Origin of the sequence: Achromobacter sp. SIMBA_011 (genome assembly GCF_046535435.1) — a bacterium.
In the GTDB taxonomy this organism is placed as follows: domain Bacteria; phylum Pseudomonadota; class Gammaproteobacteria; order Burkholderiales; family Burkholderiaceae_B; genus Achromobacter; species Achromobacter dolens.
This window is the reverse complement of sequence record NZ_JAWRWN010000001.1, coordinates 1,334,695-1,352,960: the sequence shown is the minus strand read 5'-3', so window position 1 is coordinate 1,352,960 and position 18,266 is coordinate 1,334,695. Positions and strand designations below refer to the sequence as shown.

16 protein-coding genes are annotated in these 18,266 nt (G+C 69.7%); 13 read left to right on the top strand and 3 right to left on the bottom strand.

Annotated features, from left to right (window positions below; genetic code table 11):
• Nucleotides 1-2: 2 nt before the first annotated feature.
• The 6 genes from SB816_RS06250 (at nucleotide 3) to arsH (ending at nucleotide 5,044) form a co-directional block, all read left to right on the top strand.
• Nucleotides 3-1,109: an acyltransferase family protein gene (locus tag SB816_RS06250; protein WP_410546643.1), complete on the top strand. Its 1,107-nt coding sequence runs from the start codon at nucleotides 3-5 to the stop codon at nucleotides 1,107-1,109.
• A 74-nt stretch (nucleotides 1,110-1,183) separates the two neighbouring features.
• Entirely contained in the window at nucleotides 1,184-1,510 is a 327-nt protein-coding gene (locus tag SB816_RS06245; protein ID WP_410546642.1) for an ArsR/SmtB family transcription factor, read from the top strand.
• A gap of 15 nt (nucleotides 1,511-1,525) precedes the next feature.
• Nucleotides 1,526-2,026: an arsenate reductase ArsC gene (locus SB816_RS06240; RefSeq protein ID WP_410546641.1), complete on the top strand. Its 501-nt coding sequence runs from the start codon at nucleotides 1,526-1,528 to the stop codon at nucleotides 2,024-2,026.
• Nucleotides 2,027-2,030: 4 nt separating this feature from the next.
• Nucleotides 2,031-3,110, top strand: coding sequence for an ACR3 family arsenite efflux transporter (gene arsB, locus SB816_RS06235; protein WP_116793708.1), 1,080 nt, complete (start codon nucleotides 2,031-2,033; stop codon nucleotides 3,108-3,110).
• Between the two features lie 3 nt (nucleotides 3,111-3,113).
• The gene (locus tag SB816_RS06230; RefSeq protein ID WP_343718559.1) at nucleotides 3,114-4,286 is read left to right on the top strand and encodes an MFS transporter; all 1,173 of its coding nucleotides are present in this window, start codon (nucleotides 3,114-3,116) and stop codon (nucleotides 4,284-4,286) included.
• 29 nt (nucleotides 4,287-4,315) lie between these two features.
• Nucleotides 4,316-5,044 carry an arsenical resistance protein ArsH gene (gene arsH / locus SB816_RS06225; RefSeq protein WP_064525848.1) on the top strand — a complete coding sequence of 243 codons (729 nt, stop codon included), beginning with the start codon at nucleotides 4,316-4,318 and terminating at the stop codon, nucleotides 5,042-5,044.
• Nucleotides 5,045-5,107: 63 nt separating this feature from the next.
• Here the strand turns inward: arsH and SB816_RS06220 are convergent, their stop codons facing one another.
• Nucleotides 5,108-8,623, bottom strand: a complete 3,516-nt coding sequence (locus SB816_RS06220) for an ATP-binding protein (RefSeq protein WP_410546640.1) — start codon at nucleotides 8,621-8,623, stop codon at nucleotides 5,108-5,110.
• Nucleotides 8,624-8,785: 162 nt separating this feature from the next.
• Here SB816_RS06220 and SB816_RS06215 point away from each other — a divergent pair, with 162 nt between their 5' ends.
• The 3 genes from SB816_RS06215 to SB816_RS06205 all read left to right on the top strand — a co-directional run bounded on the left by SB816_RS06215 (nucleotide 8,786) and on the right by SB816_RS06205 (nucleotide 11,019).
• Complete coding sequence (locus tag SB816_RS06215) at nucleotides 8,786-9,304, top strand: sigma-70 family RNA polymerase sigma factor (RefSeq protein ID WP_175167124.1); 519 nt, start codon at nucleotides 8,786-8,788, stop codon at nucleotides 9,302-9,304.
• Between the two features lie 2 nt (nucleotides 9,305-9,306).
• Nucleotides 9,307-10,059, top strand: coding sequence for an anti-sigma factor family protein (locus SB816_RS06210; RefSeq protein WP_410546639.1), 753 nt, complete (start codon nucleotides 9,307-9,309; stop codon nucleotides 10,057-10,059).
• A 192-nt stretch (nucleotides 10,060-10,251) separates the two neighbouring features.
• Nucleotides 10,252-11,019, top strand: a complete 768-nt coding sequence (locus tag SB816_RS06205; RefSeq protein WP_410546638.1) for an alpha/beta fold hydrolase — start codon at nucleotides 10,252-10,254, stop codon at nucleotides 11,017-11,019.
• 21 nt (nucleotides 11,020-11,040) lie between these two features.
• Here SB816_RS06205 and dsbG read toward each other — a convergent pair whose 3' ends face one another.
• Nucleotides 11,041-11,811 carry a thiol:disulfide interchange protein DsbG gene (gene dsbG, locus SB816_RS06200; RefSeq protein WP_054500775.1) on the bottom strand — a complete coding sequence of 257 codons (771 nt, stop codon included), beginning with the start codon at nucleotides 11,809-11,811 and terminating at the stop codon, nucleotides 11,041-11,043.
• Nucleotides 11,812-12,090: 279 nt separating this feature from the next.
• Between dsbG and SB816_RS06195 the strand changes: the two genes are divergently transcribed.
• Nucleotides 12,091-13,020: a DMT family transporter gene (locus SB816_RS06195; protein ID WP_410546637.1), complete on the top strand. Its 930-nt coding sequence runs from the start codon at nucleotides 12,091-12,093 to the stop codon at nucleotides 13,018-13,020.
• Between the two features lie 103 nt (nucleotides 13,021-13,123).
• Nucleotides 13,124-14,506 (top strand): MmgE/PrpD family protein, encoded by a 1,383-nt coding sequence (locus SB816_RS06190; protein WP_410546636.1) that lies wholly within the window; start codon nucleotides 13,124-13,126, stop codon nucleotides 14,504-14,506.
• Nucleotides 14,507-14,522: 16 nt separating this feature from the next.
• Here SB816_RS06190 and SB816_RS06185 read toward each other — a convergent pair whose 3' ends face one another.
• Entirely contained in the window at nucleotides 14,523-15,215 is a 693-nt protein-coding gene (locus SB816_RS06185) for an IclR family transcriptional regulator (RefSeq protein ID WP_054500772.1), read from the bottom strand.
• A 198-nt stretch (nucleotides 15,216-15,413) separates the two neighbouring features.
• Here SB816_RS06185 and SB816_RS06180 point away from each other — a divergent pair, with 198 nt between their 5' ends.
• Both SB816_RS06180 and purB read left to right on the top strand, forming a co-directional pair.
• Nucleotides 15,414-16,856, top strand: a complete 1,443-nt coding sequence (locus SB816_RS06180) for an FAD-binding oxidoreductase (RefSeq protein WP_064525837.1) — start codon at nucleotides 15,414-15,416, stop codon at nucleotides 16,854-16,856.
• An 18-nt stretch (nucleotides 16,857-16,874) separates the two neighbouring features.
• Nucleotides 16,875-18,239, top strand: a complete 1,365-nt coding sequence (purB, locus tag SB816_RS06175; protein ID WP_116793716.1) for an adenylosuccinate lyase — start codon at nucleotides 16,875-16,877, stop codon at nucleotides 18,237-18,239.
• Nucleotides 18,240-18,266 lie beyond the last annotated feature (27 nt).

Here is an 18,266-nt window from a genome sequence, read left to right as displayed (position 1 = left end):
GCATGAACGCCGCCCCCCGCGATGACGCCATCGACATGCTGCGCGGCCTGTCGATCCTGCTGGTGCTGCTGCATCATTTCAACATCGCCTATCCGCTGCGCGACACGGCGCTGGCCGGCGTTATCGGCTGGCCGCTGCTGCACGCCATCGCGCGCAATGGCAACTACGGGGTGACGATCTTCTTTGTCATCTCGGGGTTCCTGATCACCCGCAATGCGCTCGAGCGCTGGGGCAGCTTGAACGCCATCCGGCCTGCCCCGTTCTGGCGCTTGCGACTGGCGCGGATCGTGCCCACGCTGGCGCTGACGCTGCTGGCCGTCGATGCGCTGGCGCTGGCCGGCCTGCCACTGTTCGCCAACCGCGCAGGCAGCGCGGTGTCGCTCTGGACCGCCAACGCCGCCGCCCTCGGCGCCTGGATGAACGTGCTGGTCATCCGCGAAGGATGGATCAACTACGCGCTGGGCGTGATGTGGTCGCTGTCGGTGGAGATGGCCTTCTACCTGCTGTTTCCGCTGGCCTGCGCGTGGCTGCGGCCTGGCGCGGGGTTGCGGACGCTGGCCGCGCTGCTGATCGTGGCAGGCCCGCTCTATCGCCTCGCCAACCAGGGCGAGAGCGAGGCGTACCTCTACGGCTATCTGGCCTGCTTCGACGCCATCGCCATCGGCTGCTGCGCCGCGGTGCTGTGGCAACGGCAGGCGATGCCGGCGTTGCGGCAGCCCTGGGTTCGTCCGCTTGCCGGCTTCGCCATGGCCGCGCTCTACCTCGCGTGGCCGATCAGCCAGAGCAACGTCCTGGGCGCCAGCGCAATGGCGCTGGGCTCAGCCGTGCTGCTGCTCGGCCGACCCATGACGCCCCCGCCTTCGCCCGGCCTGGCACGACGCCTGCTGGCGCGCTGCGGCCGCGACTGCTACGAGATCTACCTGCTGCATCTGCTCGTGCTGGGCCTGCTGCGCACCTGGCTGCCGACCGCGCAATATCCGGGGGATGCCAGGCCCGGCCTGCTGCTGGCGTGCGTCATCGGCTCGTGCCTGCTGGGCGCGCTGGTGTCGCTCGGCTATTCCACACCTCTGAATCGCGGGCTGCGACGGTGGTTCGGCGCGGCGCGCTAAGCGCGCCGGATACCGGCCGCATCGCGCCGGAAAAAAAATCCACAATGATTCAATAATCGTTGTATTATCGAATCATGAATGAAGACCACGTCATCTCCGCCCTCGGCGCCCTCGCCCACGCCCAACGCCTGCGCACCTTCCGCGCGCTGGTCGTGGCCGGCCTGCCAGGCCTTACCCCCAGCGTGCTCGCGGAGCAATTGGGCATCGCCCGCAATGCGCTCTCGTTCCACCTGAAGGAGCTGGCGCACGCCGGCCTGGTCACGGTCGAACAGCAGGGCCGCAACCTGATCTACCGCGCCGACTACTCGCGCATGAACGGCCTGCTGGGCTATCTCACCGAACACTGCTGCCAGGGCGCCCCCTGCGACCTCACCGATCCCGGCGCCTGCACCAACTGCTAACCAGGAGTTATCCCCATGTCATCCGTTCCGTTCAACGTGCTGTTTCTCTGCACCGGCAATTCCGCCCGCTCGATCCTGGCCGAAGGGCTGCTGCGGGGCCTGGGCGGGGAGCGCTTTCGCGCCTACTCCGCGGGCAGCGCGCCCAAGGGCGAGGTCCATCCGCTCGCGCTCGCCACGCTCCAGGCCTATTCGCTGCCGGCCGACGGCTACCGCAGCAAGGCCTGGGATGAATTCGCGGGCCCCGGCGCGCCGACGATGGACTTCATCATCACCGTCTGCGACAACGCCGCGGGCGAAGCCTGCCCGGTCTGGCCGGGCAGGCCGGCCACGGCGCACTGGGGCGTTCCCGACCCCGCGGCCGAGACCGGCGACGAGGCGCGCCGCCTGAAGGCCTTCCACGACGCCGCGCGCACGCTCAAGCGCCGCATCGAACTGTTCCTGTCCCTGCCGCTGGACAAGCTCGACGCCCTGTCGCTGCAGGCCGAACTGCGCGGCATCGGCGCCTCGCGGGAGTAAAGCCATGTCGCTTTCCAGACAGCAGGCGGCCGTCCGGCGGCCGCCCGCGGGGCTGAGTGTTTTCGAGCGCTATCTCACGCTCTGGGTCGTGCTCTGCATCGTGCTGGGCATCGCGCTCGGGCAACTCATGCCGTCCCTGTTCCAGGCCATCGGCCGGCTCGAGGTCGCCCAGGTCAATCTGCCGGTGGGATTGCTGATCTGGGTGATGATCATCCCGATGCTGCTCAAGGTCGACTTCGGCGCGATGCGCCAGGTTGGCCGCCACTGGCGCGGCATCGGCGTGACGCTGTTCATCAACTGGGCGGTCAAGCCGTTCTCGATGGCGTTGCTGGGCTGGGTCTTCATCCGCCAGGTGTTCGCGCCCTGGCTGCCGGCCGACCAGCTCGACAGCTACATCGCCGGCCTGATCCTGCTGGCCGCGGCCCCCTGCACCGCCATGGTGTTCGTCTGGAGCCGGCTGACCGGCGGCGACGCGACGTTCACGCTGTCGCAGGTGGCGCTCAACGACGCCATCATGGTGTTCGCCTTCGCGCCCGTCGTCGGCCTGCTGCTGGGCCTGTCGGCCATCACCGTGCCGTGGGACACGCTGCTGGTGTCGGTCGGGCTGTACATCGTGATTCCGGTCATTCTCGCGCAGCTGTGGCGCCGCGCGCTGCAACGGCGCGGCCAGGCCGCCTTCGACGCGGCCCTGGCCCGGATCGCGCCGTTCTCCATGGCGGCGCTGCTGCTGACGCTGGTGCTGCTGTTCGCCTTCCAGGGCCGCGCGATCCTGGCCCAGCCGCTGGTGATCGCCATGCTGGCGGTGCCGATCCTGATCCAGGTGCTGTTCAATTCGGGCCTGGCGTACTGGCTGAACCGCCGCGTCGGCGAACGCCACGAGATCGCCGGCCCGTCGGCCCTGATCGGCGCGTCCAACTTCTTCGAGCTTGCCGTGGCGGCCGCGATCAGCCTGTTCGGCTTCCAGTCCGGCGCGGCGCTGGCCACGGTAGTGGGCGTGCTGATCGAGGTGCCGGTAATGCTGCTGGTGGTGCGCGTGGTCAACCAGAGCAAGGGCTGGTACGACGCCGGCCCCCGACGGCGCTGAGCCATGGCTGGCGCCGCGCTGCGCGTGGTTGGCGCGCTGGGCACGGCCCAGACCCTGGCCTGGGCCTCGTCGTATTACCTGCCGGCCATGCTGGCCGCGCCGATGGCGCGCGACCTCGGCATCCCGACGGCCGCGGTCTACGCGGCGTTCTCCGGCGCGATGACGGTATCGGCGCTGGCGGGCCCCGGGTCCGGCCGGCTGATCGACCGCCATGGCGGCGTGGTGCTGGCCGCGACCAGCGTGCTGTTTGCCTGCGGCCTGGCCCTGCTCGGCCTGGCGCAGGGCGTGTGGTCGATGACCGTGGCCTGGCTGGTGCTCGGCGTGGCCATGGGGGCCGGCCTGTACGAAGCGGCCTTCGCCAGCCTGGTGCGCCTGTATGGCCATGACGCGCGCGGCGCGATCACCGGCATCACCCTGATCGCCGGCTTTGCCAGCACCGTCGGCTGGCCGCTGTCGGCCTGGATGGACAACCATCTCGGCTGGCGCGGCGCGTGCTTCGGCTGGGCCGCGCTGCACCTGCTGATCGGTCTGCCGCTGAATGCCTGGCTGCCCAACACCGCGGTCCGGCCCGCCGCCGCCCAGCGCGACGCGGCGGCGCCGGCGCAGGCCGCCGCGCCGCCGAGGCAGGCGGGCCGCACGACCGCCTTGCTGGCCTTCGTCTTCGCCGCCACCTGGTTCATCAGCACCGCCATGGCGACGCACCTGCCGCGCCTGCTGGAGCACGCCGGCGTCGGCCTGACCGCGGCGGTGGCCGCGGGCGCGCTCATCGGCCCGGCCCAGGTCGCCGGCCGCCTGTTCGAATTCGGGCTGCTGCGCGGCGTGCATCCATTGCGGTCGGCGCGCCTGGCGGCCCTGGCCCACCCCGCCGGCGTGGCGGTACTGCTGGCCGCCGGTCCGGTCGCCGCGCCCGCGTTCACGCTGCTGCACGGCGCCGGCAATGGCATCCTGACCATCGCCAAGGGCACCCTGCCGCTGGCGCTGTTCGGTCCGCAAGGCTACGGCGCGCGCCAGGGCTGGCTGATGATGCCGGCGCGCATCGCGCAGGCGCTGGCGCCGTTCGCCTTCGGCCTGGCCCTGGACGCCTGGGGCGAGCGGGCGCTGTGGCTGTCCGGCGCGATCGGCGTGGCCGCCTGGGCGGCGCTGCTGGCGCTGCGGGCGCCGCGCCATCCCCACTGAGATTTCCATCCTGCATCACGAGGCATTGCATGCATTCCAAGCCGGACTCCGATCTTCCCAACCTCGACGCCGCGCGGTTCGAGGCGCCGGACCGGGCGCGCCTGTTGACGCCCGAACGCGCCGCCCATGCGCCGCGATTCCTGCTGCTGTACGGCTCTTTGCGCGAGCGCTCCTACAGCCGCCTGGTGGCCGAGGAAGCCGCGCGGCTGCTGCGCGCGCTGGGCGGCGAGACCCGCCTGTTCGACCCCTCCGGGCTGCCGCTGGTCGATGACGCCGGCAGCGAAGACCACCCCAAGGTGCGGGAACTGCACGCGCTGGTCCAGTGGGCCGAGGGCATGGTCTGGTGCTCGCCCGAGCGCCACGGCGCCATGACCGGCCTGATGAAGACGCAGATCGACTGGATTCCGCTGTCGGTCGGCGCCGTGCGGCCGACCCAGGGCAAGACGCTCGCCGTCATGCAGGTATCCGGCGGCTCGCAGTCCTTCAACGCGGTGAACCAGATGCGCATCCTGGGCCGCTGGATGCGCATGCTGACCATCCCCAACCAATCGTCGGTCGCCAAGGCCTACCAGGAGTTCGACGAGGCTGGCCGCATGAAGCCTTCTCCGTACTATGACCGCATCGTCGACGTGGTCGAAGAACTGATGAAGTTCACGCTGCTCACCCGCGACGCCTCGCCGTACCTGACGGACCGCTATAGCGAGCGCAAGGAAAGCGCGCAGGCGCTGTCGGCGCGAATGAGGCAATCGTCGATCTGACACGCCGCCCGCACGGCCGCCCAGCGCTCGCGCAGGGCGTCAATAACCCGTGCGGCATGCCGCCTAGCGCGCGCGGTCGCCCGGTTCCGCCGCCCGTGCGCGCTGTTGCGACAAGGCAATCAGCATGCGCTCCAGGACGGAAAAATCAACCGGCTTGACCAGGTGGTGATCGAAACCCGCCTCCTGCGAACGGCGCCGGTCTTCGTCCTGCCCCCAGCCCGTCATGGCAATCAGCGCAATGTCCTGCCCCGCGGGGCCTGCGCGCACGCGCCGCGCCACCTCATAGCCATCGATGTCCGGCATGCCGATGTCCACCAGCATGACGTGCGGCGCAAAATCGACCAGCATGGCGAGCGCTTCGGCCCCGTTGCGCGCGATCCGGACCTGCGCGCCAAAGCTCTCGAGCACCATGGCCGTCGTATCCCCGGAATCGGGATTGTCGTCCACCACCAGGATCCGGCCCGGCGCACGCCCTGGCGTGTCCGCGCCGTCCGTTTGCGGCAACGCCTGCGACGCGCCGCCCTGAACGGGCAGGCGAACCACGATTTCGCTGCCCGTTCCCGGCCCCGCGCTATGGGCCTGCACGCTGCCGCCGTGCAAGGCCACCAAGCGCGCCACCAGCGTCAGGCCGACGCCCAGCCCCCCGGATCCGCGACGCCCATCGACCTGGACGAACGGTTCGAAGACGCGCGTCAGCATGTCCACCGGAATGCCGCGGCCATTATCGCGGACCGACAGGACGAACTTGCCCCGGCCATCGCACGCGCCATTCAGGGTGATGTGGCCGCCACGGTCGGTATATTTGGCCGCGTTGTTGAGCAGATTGGACACCACCTGCGTCAGGCGCACCGCATCGGCCTCGGCCATCACCGGCTCGGCGGGCAGCGTCACGCTGAGCGCGTGCCCGGCCGCGTCGATCACGCCGCGGCTCGCTTCCAGGGCATTGCGCAGCAGCGCCACGAGGTCCACGGGAGCCTTTCGCAGCAGTATCTTGCCGCTGTTGATGCGGGCGATATCCAGCAGGTCATCGACCAGCCTTGCGATGTGGCTGACCTGGCGCGCCAGCATCTCATGGATGCGCCGGACATCCGCTTCGCCGGCGCGCGCGCGCAGCAACAGTTGCAATCCGTTGTGCAGGGGCGCCAACGGATTGCGCAACTCATGGGCCAGCATGGCAAGGAATTCGTCCTTGCGCTCGTTGGCGTCGCGCAGCGCCGCCTGGGTTTCCTGCCGCAGCAACGACAAGCGCAAATGCGCGCCCACGCGCGCTCGCAGTTCGGCCGGCGAGAACGGCTTGACGAGGTAGTCGTCGGCCCCGGCGTCCATCCCCTCGACACGCGCTTCCTGGCCGGCGCGCGCCGATAACAGGATCACCGGCACCGTGCGCGTTCGCGCATCGCTGCGCAACGCCTGCAACAGCGTCAGGCCGTCCATGCCCGGCATCATGATGTCGGTGATGACCAGGTCGGGCGGAACCTGCCGCGCATCGCGCAACGCCGTCTGGCCGTCGGCGGCGATCGTCAGGTCATAGTCCTGCGCCAACAGGCCGCGCAGGTATTCGCGCAGATCGGCGTTGTCATCGACGCAGAGTATGCGTGGGCGGTCGCCCGTTGCCACGGACACGGACAACGGGGATGCGTTGGCCAGCCAGCGCGACGCCTCCTGACGCGCCTGGAGGGCCGCGCGGCCCAGGCGCGGCCCTTGTGGCTCCCGCGGCTCGCCTGGCTGATGTGGCCCGCCCGGCTCATGCGACCGTTCGCCGGCCGCGCTCGGCGCCTGCCTCTTGGGCAGCGTGACGATGAACCGGCTACCGACACCGGGCTCGCTCTCGACGGTGATGACCCCGCCCTGCAGCTTCACCAATTCGTGCACCAGCGCCAGGCCGATGCCCGACCCCTCATGGCTTCTGGCGGCGGAGCTGTGCCCCCGCTGAAAGCGCTGGAAGATTCTGGCCAGATCGGCCTGCTCGATGCCGACGCCGGTATCGCGCACGGACAGCACGACCTCGTTCCCGCCATCGCGCAAGGTCACGTCAATCGCGCCCCGCAAGGTGTACTTGAACGCGTTGGACAGCAGGTTCAACACGATCCGCTCGTACCAGTCGCGGTCGACGTAGACCTCGGGCAGCGCGTCGCACTGCACCGACAGTGTGAGGCCGGCGCCCTCGATCGCGGATCGGAATGCGCTGGCGTGATCGAGGGTGGCGCGCGCCAGGTCGGTCGGCTCGAGGCGCGCGACCATGCCCCCGCCTTCGATGCGCGAGAAGTCCAGCAGCGAATTCACCAGCTTCTGCAGCCGCAGCGCATTGCGGAACAGCAACTCGAGCGTCTCGTGGCCGAGGCTTGCCCGCGGCTCGGCCAAAGCCTGTTCCAACGGGCCCAGGATCAACGTGAGTGGCGTGCGGAATTCGTGGCTGACGTTCGAGAAAAAGGTCGTCTTGGCCCGATCCAGCTCCGCCAGCGCCTCGGCGCGCCGGGCCTCCTCTTCATAGGCGACGGCGCTGGCGATGGCGCTGGCCGAATGCCGGGCGACGAGGTCGAAAAAATCGCGGTACGCGCCGTCCAGCGGCCGACGCGCGCTGACCCCGAGCACCATGATGCCGGAGACCGAGCCGTCCGCCGTCCAGCGGATCGGCAAAATGCGCGCCCATTCGGCCCGATCGGGCCAGGGGCCGCCAGGCAGGGCCAGTGCCCGGGACGCCAGCTCGACGGTCTGCGGCTCGCCCGTGTTGGCAACCTGCTCCAGCGGCCAATGGGCGGCGGCGCGCGCCTGGCCGTCCGCGCCGGTGGCGGACAGCAGCTCGAAGGCCGAATCGCCGCAACGGTAGATCAGGCAGAACGGCACGTCGCGCGGATTGCGGGCCAACACGTCGCAGATGCGGCGCGCGGTGGCCGCCGGCCCCGCGGTCGGCGGCTGCGCGCCCAGTTCGCGCAGGATCTCCAGGCGCCGCGCGCTGACAATCTTTTCGGTGGTCTCCGTGCAGGGGCAGAAAATTCCCTGGACGGTCACGCCATCGGTCGCCAGGATCGGACCGTAGGTGAAGGTGACGTAGACCTCTTCCCGCGGCAAGTGGCGATCGAAATAGAATTCCTGGTCATAGGACCACGTTGCCTGGCCGCTGCGATACACCCCGGCCAGCATGGGCCCGATTTCAGGCCAGATTTCACGCCAGCATTCCTGGCCCGGCCGCGCCAGCGCGCCAGGATGCTTGCTGGCGCCCAGGAAAGGAATATAGGCATCGTTGTACAGAATGCTGAAGTCTTCGCCCCACCACAGCAGAATGGGGAAACGCGAACTCAGACACAGGCTCAACGCCGTGCGCAGGTTCTGCGGCCAGTGCTCGGGCGGTCCGATCGTGGTCGAGTGCCAATCCAGCCGCGCCAGATGCCGCGCGACCTCGCCGTGGTCCGGCAGGAAATTCAAACTCGTGTCGGGTAGCAAGGAGTCTCGCATGAAATAGGAGAAGGCCGCCGCGCGGCGGCCGCCGCAGTCTGTTCCGCACGCTTCGATGGTATCGCAGCACGATGCAAAATGAGCGCAAAGTCGTGAGTAGCCGTAACTGTCCTTGCCCGACTGCACACCGGGGCCGGCGCGCGGCGCCAGCAGGCGATACGGCCCTGGGCGCGGAATACGAGTTCCCCCGGCGAGCGGTGCAAATGTAATATCCCCGCCAAGGCCGGGAATAAACCCGACCGTCAGTCGTCTTACGGCAACCCTGTACCGTGAAAGGCTTGTTTCCCCATGACTGGCGGCTTTACCGACGATGATCTGCGCGAGGCGTTGCCGCGGCTGCGCCGCTTCGCGTTGTCGCTGACCCACGACGTGGCCAACGCCGACGACCTGGTGCAGTCGTGCATGGAGCGCGCGCTGTCGCGGGCCGCCGGCCGCCGCGCCGACGGCGACCTGCGGGCCTGGCTGTTCTCGATCCTGTACCGGTGTTTCCTGGACGGCCAGCGGCGCGGCAAGCGTTACGCCCGCATCCTCGACTTCTTCAGCGGCGCGCCCGAGCCAGTGGCGCCGTCCGCCGAGGACGTCGCCCTGGCCCGCGCCGCGCTGGGCGACCTGGCGCGCCTGTCGGCCGACCAGCAGAGCCTGCTGCTGCTGGTGTCGGTGGAGGGCCTGGGCTACCAGGAGGCCGCCGACGTGCTCGATATCCCCATCGGTACGGTAATGTCCCGGCTGTCGCGGGCGCGCAAGGCGCTGCGCGAGATCACGGAAGGCCATGTGGCCGCCAAGCCCGCCCTGCGATTGATGAAATGACCATGCCGACTCCCAGCGATCAAGAACTGCATGCCTACGCCGACGGCCAACTCGATGCCGAGCGCCGTCGCGAGGTCGAGCGCTATCTGGCCGACCATCCGGACGCCGCGCGCGAGGTCGACGCGGTCCGGCGGCAGACCGACGAACTGCGCCGCCAGCATGCCGACCTGGGCCGCTTCGCGCCGCCGCCCCGGCTGGACCCGGCGCGGATCCGCCTGGCCCAGGCGGCGCGCCGGCGCCGCGCCATGGCGCTGGCGGCCTCGCTGGTGCTGACGCTGGGGCTGGGCAGCGTGGGCGGCTGGCAGATCCGCGACGCCGCCCTCCGCGCCAGCTACCTGCCGATGGCCGACGCGGTGCAGGCCTATCGCATGTTCGCCTCGGACGCGGCGTCATCGATGGTCGACTTCCGTTCCAGCCAGCCGGCCGAATTGCAGGCCTGGCTGAACCGGCACTTCGTGCAGCCGGCGCCATTGCCCGACTTCAACGCCTTCGGCTTCCAGCCGGTGGGCGCACGCCTGATGTCCTCGGAGTATGGGCCGGCGGCGATGGTGCTCTACCAGAACCCGGCCGGCGAGTCGGTGCTGTACTACGTGCGTCCGCCCGGCGGCGTGGTCAATTTCGGCGACGGCAAGCGGCGCGACGGCGACCTGACGGCGCAGTACTGGAAACAGGGGCGCTACTTCTACGGCGTGGTCAGCCCGAGCGACACGCCAGCCGCGCGCGCGGTGCAGCAGGCGGTCGCGCCGGACGCCTGAGCCGGCCAACCCAAGCCGCCGCGCCAGGCCCGCGCTCCCGCCGCCCCGAACCGGGCGGCTTTTTCTTTTTCATGTCGCGGGAATAAGCGCGAGGCCGGTTCGTCTTACGACGGACAGGCAGACGCCGGCGACATCGCGCCGGACGCCCCAGGCCTGCATGCCCCTTGTCGACCGAGAACCGAAGGACATCCCATGAAGATCAAGCATTCCCTCATCGCCGCCGCCTTTGCCCTGGCCGGCGCCGGCCTCGCCCACGCCGCGTCCGCCGCCGAGGCCGCCCCCATCCGCAACGTCGTGCTGGTGCATGGCGCCTACGCCGACGGCTCGAGCTGGTCGGCCGTGATCGAGCGCCTGCAGAAGGCCGGCCTGCACGTGACCTCGGTGCAGAATCCGCTGACCTCGCTGGCCGACGATGCCGCCGCCACGCAACGCGCCCTGGCGCTGCAGGACGGCCCGACGATCCTGGTGGGCCACTCGTGGGCCGGCACCGTGATCAGCCAGGCCGGCAATGATCCCAAGGTGGCCGGGCTGGTGTACGTGGCGGCGCGCGCGCCCGACGCCGGCGAGGACTACGGCGCGCTGGCCGCCCGGTTCCCCACTCCGCCCGCCAGCGCGGGGCTGGTCAAGTCGGGCGGCTACGCGCAGTTGAACGAACAAGCCTTCCTGCATGATTTCGCCGGCGACCTCGACCCGGTCCAGGCGCGCGTGCTGTATGCCGAACAGGGCCGCATCTCGGACACGTTGTTCGCCTCGCGCACCACCGAGGCCGCCTGGCGCCACAAGCCGACGTGGTACGCGGTCTCGACCAACGACCGCACCACTTCGCCCGAGCTGGAACGCTTTCTGGCCAAGCGCATGAACGCCCACACCATCGAGCTGGCGTCGGGCCACCTGTCGCTGTTGTCGCATCCCGACGAGATCACCGACCTGATCCTGCAGGCCGCCGGCCGCAAGGGCTGAACCAGACAGGCCCGGCCCGGGTCAGCGCGGGCCGAACACCTCTGCCAGCTTGCCGGCCTGCGGCATGCCGTTGTACTTCTTGAGCGCCCCGGCGTCGTCGCGCACGACGATGCCGGGCGTGCCGCGAAAGCCCAGCGACACCATCAACGCCTGGTTGTCGTCGAGTATCTTGCCGATGTTCTCGGGCACGCTCTTGGCGGGGGTGATGCCGCCCGCGTTGAACTTGTGCTCGTTCTCGAGCAAGGCGGCCGTAGGATCGGCGGCGCCCAGGATGGCGGCGGCCTTGGCCGGGCTGTCCTGGCGGATGACGCCCACCATCACATGGCGCAATTGCACCTTGCCTGAATCGACCCATGGCCGCGCCGCCTCCCAGAACTTGTGGCAATAGGGGCAATTGGCGTCGCTGAAGGTGTAGATGATGCGCGGCGCATCTTTCTTGCCGTCCAGCACCCAGGTCGATTTCTCGAGCTGCGCCCAGGCCTGCTCGCCCATCGGCTTGCTGACCAGCGCTTCCAGCTTGGCGTCGTCGAGCGGCTTGCCCTCGGCGTCCAGGCGGGCGCCGACAATGGCGTTGCCATCGCGGGTGACGTAGATCGCCACCGGCTGGTCGCCCGCCACGCCGGCGAACGCGCGCAGGTCGCCGCCGACCTTGAACTCTTCCACGACGCGCAGTCCGCGCGCCTCCAGCGCCTTGAGCACGGCGGGCCGATCCTGGGCGGCCAGGGCGCCGGCGGCGGCCAGCAGGGCCGCCAGGGCAAAAAGGAAACGGCTGGGCGCATGCGGACGGATCATGGGTACTCCTGGGCTTTTCAGAACAGTGCCAAAGGCGCCAATGATACCGGCAGCGCTGTCATCCACGCGTACAGGGCTACGGGAGCAACCCGGCCTGCTGCAGGCGCCAGCGCGGGCGCTGCGGCGCGACAGGCGGCCAGGGGCTGGCGGACACGCAAGCGGCCCGCGGGCGGCCAGCTAAAATGCCGCCTGCGATCGGCCGGCCCCCGCCGAGTCGACGTATTCCCCCTGCCCCTGTGGCGCCGCGCGCGACTCCTGCCGCCAGACTTAGAAAGAGACATGAAAAATACATTGATGGCCACGCACCTGCGACTGGTCGGCATGGCGGCGCTGTGGGGCGCCTCGTGGTCCTGGGGCAAGGTCGTGGCCCAATCGATGGCGCCGCTGGCAGCGGCCAGCCTGCGGTTCCTGCTGGCCAGCGTGGCGCTGGTGCTGTGGATGCACCGCGTCTCGGCGCTGCGCGGCCTGAAGTCGTTGACGCGCAATCAATGGCTTGGCCTGGCCGCCGCCGCGCTGGCCGGTGTGTTCGGCTACTCCAGTTTCTTCATGCTGAGCCTGCAACTGGTGCCGGCTGGCAAGGCCGCGATCGTGGTGACGCTGAACCCCGGCGCGACCCTGTTGCTGGCGGCGATCCTGTTTCGCGAGCACCTCAATGCCGCCATCCTGACCGGCATGATCATGTCCGCCATCGGCGCGTATATCGCCATCGGCGGCGGTGGCCCGCAGGCCGCCACGGGCGCCGGCGTGGGCCTGGGTGAACTGCTGCTGCTCGGCTGCGTGGCGTGCTGGGTGGCCTACACCCTGGTTGGGCGGCTGGTGCTCAAAGGCGTGGACGCCCTGACCACCACCACCGTCACGACCGTGATCGGCGCGCTGATGCTGTTGCTGACCAGCCTGATGGTGGAAGGCGTGCCCGCCTGGGAGAAGCTGGGGCAGGCGCCGGCTAGCGCCTGGGGCAGCCTGCTGGCGTTGGCATTTGGCGCAACCGCGATCGCCTACGCCTGGTACTTCGAGGGCGTGAAGGCGCTGGGCGCCGGCGCGGCCTCGGGCTACATCACGCTCGTGCCTGTCTTCGGCGTGCTGTTCTCCAGCCTCTGGCTGGACGAGGCCACGCCCGCGAACCTGTTCATCGGCGCCGCCCTCGCGATCTCGGGCATGGCGCTGATGCACGGCGGCCGGCGCCGTGCCGAGGCGCGGCAGCGCCGCTAGCCCGCCGCGCGACGGCTGCGCGCCGTGGCTGGCGCGGCACGGGTGGATTGACAAACGGCACAATGTTTCGTTGAATAAAATATATTCCATTCAATGAAACAACATGGCCACCTCCCCCGAAAGCACCCTGGTCACCCATCTGGCCGACCTGCAAAGGCGCCCGATCCCGCCCGTCACCCGCGCCCGCCTGGCGCAAGCCCTGCTCGACTGGTTCACCGCGGGCTGGTCGGCGGCGGCCACGCCCGCCGCGGACACCTACCGCCAGGTTGCCCGCGATTGCAACCCGGCCCCCGGAACGGCGCCGGTTTTCGGAGGGTTGCCGATGCACGCCAACGGCGCCGCGTTCGCCAATGCCGCCATCGCCCACGTCCGTGAGATCGACGATGCGCACCGGGCCGCGATGCTGCATCCCGGCGTGGTGTCGGTGACGCCGGCCCTGGCGCTGGCGGGCGCAGGCGGCATGACGCAACGGCAGGTGGCCGACGCCGTCATCGCCGGCTACGAGGTCTCGCTGCGGCTGGGCGAGGCGCTGGGGACGCGCCACGCGGCCGGCTTTCACGCCACGGCCACGGCCGGCGCGGTGGGCGCGGCGGCCGCGGCAGGCGTGGCCCTGCGGCTGGATGCCGCGCGGCTGCATCACGCGCTGGGCATCGGCGCCACCCAGGCCGCCGGCCTGTGGCAATTGGTGGACGACGGCGCGCACGAAGCCAAGTCGCTGCACCCCGCCTTCGCGGTACGCAACGGCATGGCCGCGGCCTACGCCGCGCGCGCCGGGCTGCCGGGCGCGCAGCGCTTCGCCAGCGGCGCGCGCGGACTGTATGCCTTGCTCGCGGGCGATGGTCCGCTGGATGCGCTCGACGGCGGCCTGGAGGCGAGCGAGCGGTTGAACACCGCCACCATCAAGGCCTGGCCGTGCTGCGCGCAACTGTTCACGCCGCTGGACGCCACCCGCGAATTGCTGGACCGGCATGCGCCGGCGCCCGACGCGATCGAATCGGTCGACGTCGAGATCTTCCCCCACGCGCTCAGGATCGCCGGCGTCGATTGGCCGGCCAAGCCGGCGGAAACCTGCTTCTCGTTGCGCTACGTGGTGGCGCGCCTGCTGCTCACGGGCCGCTTGGGCATCGAGGACATGGAGACACCCGATCTGCGCGCGCCCGCCCTGCTGGCGCTGGCGCGCCGCATCACGGTGCGCACCAGCGACCAGTTCCAGCGCGACTTCCCGCGCCTGCGGCCATGCCGCGTGACACTGACGCTGAAAGACGGCCGCACGCTCAGCGCGTTGCGGCAACTGCGCCGGGGCGATCCCGAAGACCCGTATGACTGGCCGGCATTGCTGGCGCGCATGCGCGCCTTCGCGCCGGCCATGGATGACGAAACGGCCCGGGCCATCGCGGCCTGGTGCGAGGGCTTCACCGACGCGGATCGGGACTCACGGATCTGCCTGCCGCCGCCCGCCCTGTTCGGCGCCGCGCCGCGCGGCTGAAAGGCAGCCAGGCGCTTCACTCCTGCGTCGGCGGCGTCCAGGATGCGGGCGGCGCGGTGCGGAATCCCTGCTGCGCCAGTTCGTGGCGCGCAATCTCCACCGCCTTGCGCTGGGCCGCCTCGTTATGCCGCGAGGCCAGTCCCAGCACCACCAGCGCGCCCACGAAGGCGTCGTCGGCATCGAAAACCGGCACGGCCACGGACGCCATTTCGGCGACACGCTCCGAACGGGTCATGGCATAGCCCTTTTCCTGGATGTCGCGCGCCAGCGGCGTCGTGCCGCCGGTGAAGGCGCGCAGCACGTGCGCCGACGAACCGCCGTCTTTCAGGCTGATGCGCGTGCCGACCTCGACGTGATGACGCACTTCCTTGGTGGTGTTTTCACGGTACAGGCAGATGCGGTCGTCGCCACTGCGCACGTACACGGCCACGGTCTCGCCGGTCTGCGCCACGATGTTGCGCAGCGCTGGCTGCAGGCGCGAGCCCAGGTCGAAGGTATCGCGATACAGCATGCCCATGTGCAGCAACGCCGGGCCCAGCGCGTAGGTGCTGCTGTCGTAGCGATGGATCATGCGCGCCTTGATGAACACGCCCAGCAGGCGCAGCAGCGTGGCCTTGTCCAGGCCTGTGCGGTCGGCCAGGTCGCGCAGCGACAGGCGCAGATGGTCTTCGCCAAAGCACTCCAGCACGGAGATACCGCGTTCGAGCACGCCGGCGGGCGGCTTAGGGGAATTCTCGCTTGACACGGTTTCGGATGCTTCCTATAGTTTTGTTCAATAAAACGTATTTTAATCAATGAAACGAAAGACGGCTACCGGACCAGGGAAATGCCGTCCTGGTTTCAACCCAGGAGACAAGCGTGGCGCGACCCCGCGAGCCTTACGCCCGCCGCCGCGCACCGTAGCATTATGCCGAATCAGATCGATGCATTCGCCGCCGCGCTGGGCGCCATCGTCGGGCCGTCCCACGTCCTGACCGGCGTGGCCGACACGGCCCGCTACACGGCGGACTGGCGCCGCAATTTCCCCGGCGTGGCACGCGCGGTGGTGCGTCCGGCCAATACGGCGGACGTCTCGCGAGTGGTGGCGCTGTGCGCCGCGCAAGGGGTGGCGGTGGTGCCGCAAGGCGGCAACACCGGCCTGGTGGGCGGCTCGACGCCCGACGCTTCGGGCCGCGAGGTGGTGCTGAGCCTGGACCGCATGACCGCCGTGCGCCGGGTCGATGCGCTGGACAACAGCATCATCCTGGAAGCCGGCTGCACCGTGCTGTCCGCCCAGCAGGCGGCCGCCGACGCCGGCCGGCTGTTCGCCCTGTCACTGGCCTCGGAAGGCAGCGCCACCATTGGCGGCGTGGTCGCCACCAACGCCGGCGGCGAACAGGTGCTGCGCTATGGCAATACCCGCGAGCTGACGCTGGGGCTGGAAGTGGTGCTGGCCGACGGCAGCGTGCTGCCGCTCCTGGGCACGCTGCGCAAAGACAACACCGGCTATGACCTGAAGCAACTGTTCATCGGCGCAGAGGGCACCCTGGGCGTGGTCACCGCGGCGGCCTTCCGGCTCTACGCCCTGCCGCGCAAGGTGGTGACCGTATGGGCCGCGGTGCCGACGCCGCAGGCGGCGGTGGAGCTGCTGGCACGCCTGACCGACGCTGTCGGCGAGCGCGTCACGGCCTTTGAACTGATCGGCCGACAGACGCTGGAACAGGTGCTGGCGCACCCGCTGGACGGCATGCGCGATCCGCTGACCAGGCCCTCGCCCTGGGCGGTGCTGTTCGACGTCTCGGAGACCTCGGCGCGGATGGATCCCGAACCGGCGGTGGAAGGCGTGCTCGAGGCCGCGATGGAACAAGGCGGCGTGACCGACGCGGTGATCGCCGCCTCCGGCCGCCAGGCGCACGAACTGTGGGCGCTGCGCGAGCACGTGCCTGAAGCGCAGCGGCTGGACGGCCCCTCCATCAAGCACGACATTTCCGTGGCGGTGTCGCGCATCCCGGATTTCATCGCGCTCGCCGACGCACGGCTGCGGGCCCTCGTGCCAGGCATCCGCATCGTCTGCTTCGGCCACGTCGGCGATGGCAACCTGCACTACAACCAGAGCAAGCCGCTGGCGATGGACGACGCCGCCTTCCGGGCGCGAGAAGACGCCGTGCACGACATCGTGCATGAGGTCGCCGCGCAACTGGGCGGCTCGATCTCGGCCGAGCACGGCATCGGCCGCCTCAAGCAGCACGCCTTCCTGCAATACAAGCCCGCCGTCTCGGTCGACGTGATGCAACGCCTCAAGCACGCGCTCGACCCGCGCGGCACCTTCAACCCCGGCCGGCTCCTGCCGCGCCCCGCCCATCACGCCTAAGCATCCAGGATCCTTACCATGCCCGTTTCCGTCTTCGACATGCAGTCGCTCCAGCACCTGTGGAGCACCGATGAATTGCGCGCCATCTTCTCGGAAGAGAACCGCATCCAGCAATGGCTGGAGTTCGAGGCCGCGCTGGCCGAGGCGCAGGCCGAGCTGGGCATCATCCCGGCCGCGGCCGCCGCGCAGATCCGCGCCCAGGCCTCGGTCGCCAACATCGATATCGCCGCGATGTCGGCCGAGATCCGCCGCATCAAGCATTCGCTGGTGCCGGCGCTCAAGCAACTGCAGGCGCGCTGCGGCCCCGACCACGGCGAATGGCTGCATTACGGCGCCACCACCCAGGACGTGGTCGACACCGGCGTGGCGCTGCAACTCAAGCAGGCGCACGCGGTGTTCCTGCGCGACCTTGCCGCCGTCGGGCGAGAGCTGGCGCGCCTGGCGCTCAGCCATCGCGACACGCCCATGGCCGGCCGCACGCATGGCGTGCAGGCGTTGCCCATCACGTTCGGGCACAAGTGCGCGGTATGGCTGGACGAGCTGGCGCGCCATCACGCGCGCCTGAAGGAATGCGAGACACGGGTGCTGGTCGGCATGGTGGTCGGCGCGGTCGGCAGCCAGGCCTCGCTGGGCGAACAGGCCGCCGAGGTCGAGCGCCGCACGCTGGCCAGGCTGGGCCTGGAGATGGCGCCCATCAGTTGGGCGCCGGCGCGCGACCGCTACACCGAATACGCGCTGGTGCTGGCCATGATCGGCGCCACGCTGTCGAAGATCGGCAACGAACTATTCAATATGCAGCGCAATGAATTTGCCGAAGTCGAGGAAGCCTTCTCCGAGGGCAAGCTGGGATCGTCGACCATGCCGCACAAGCGCAACCCGACCTCGGCCGAGAACCTCGCCGGCCTGTGCCGGCCGCTGCGCGCCAACGCCGCGCTGATGCTCGAAGGCATGGTGCAGGAAGGCGAGCGCGACGGCATCGCCTGGAAGATCGAATGGAAGGCGCTGCCCGAATGCTGCCTGATCGCCGGCGCCATGCTGTTCCAGGCCAGGAACCTGCTGGCCGGATTGCGCGTGGACGCCGACGCCATGGCGCTGAACCTGGACCGCATGCGCGGCTACCTGCTGTCCGAACACGTGATGCTGAACCTGTCCGAGCGCGTCGGCAAACAGACCGCGCACGAATGGATCTACGAGGCCTCGATGCACGGCATCACGCACAAGCTCGATTTCGCCCAGGCGCTGCGCCAGCACAAGGATCTGGCCAACCTGCTGGGCGAGGAAGAGATCCTGCGCCTGACCGATCCTGCGGGTTACCTGGGGCAGTGCGCCGCCTCGGTGGACAGGGTGGTGCAGCGACATCAAGCCGGCTGGCTGCGGGCCTGACGGTTCCCCCTGATAAAAAATACACAG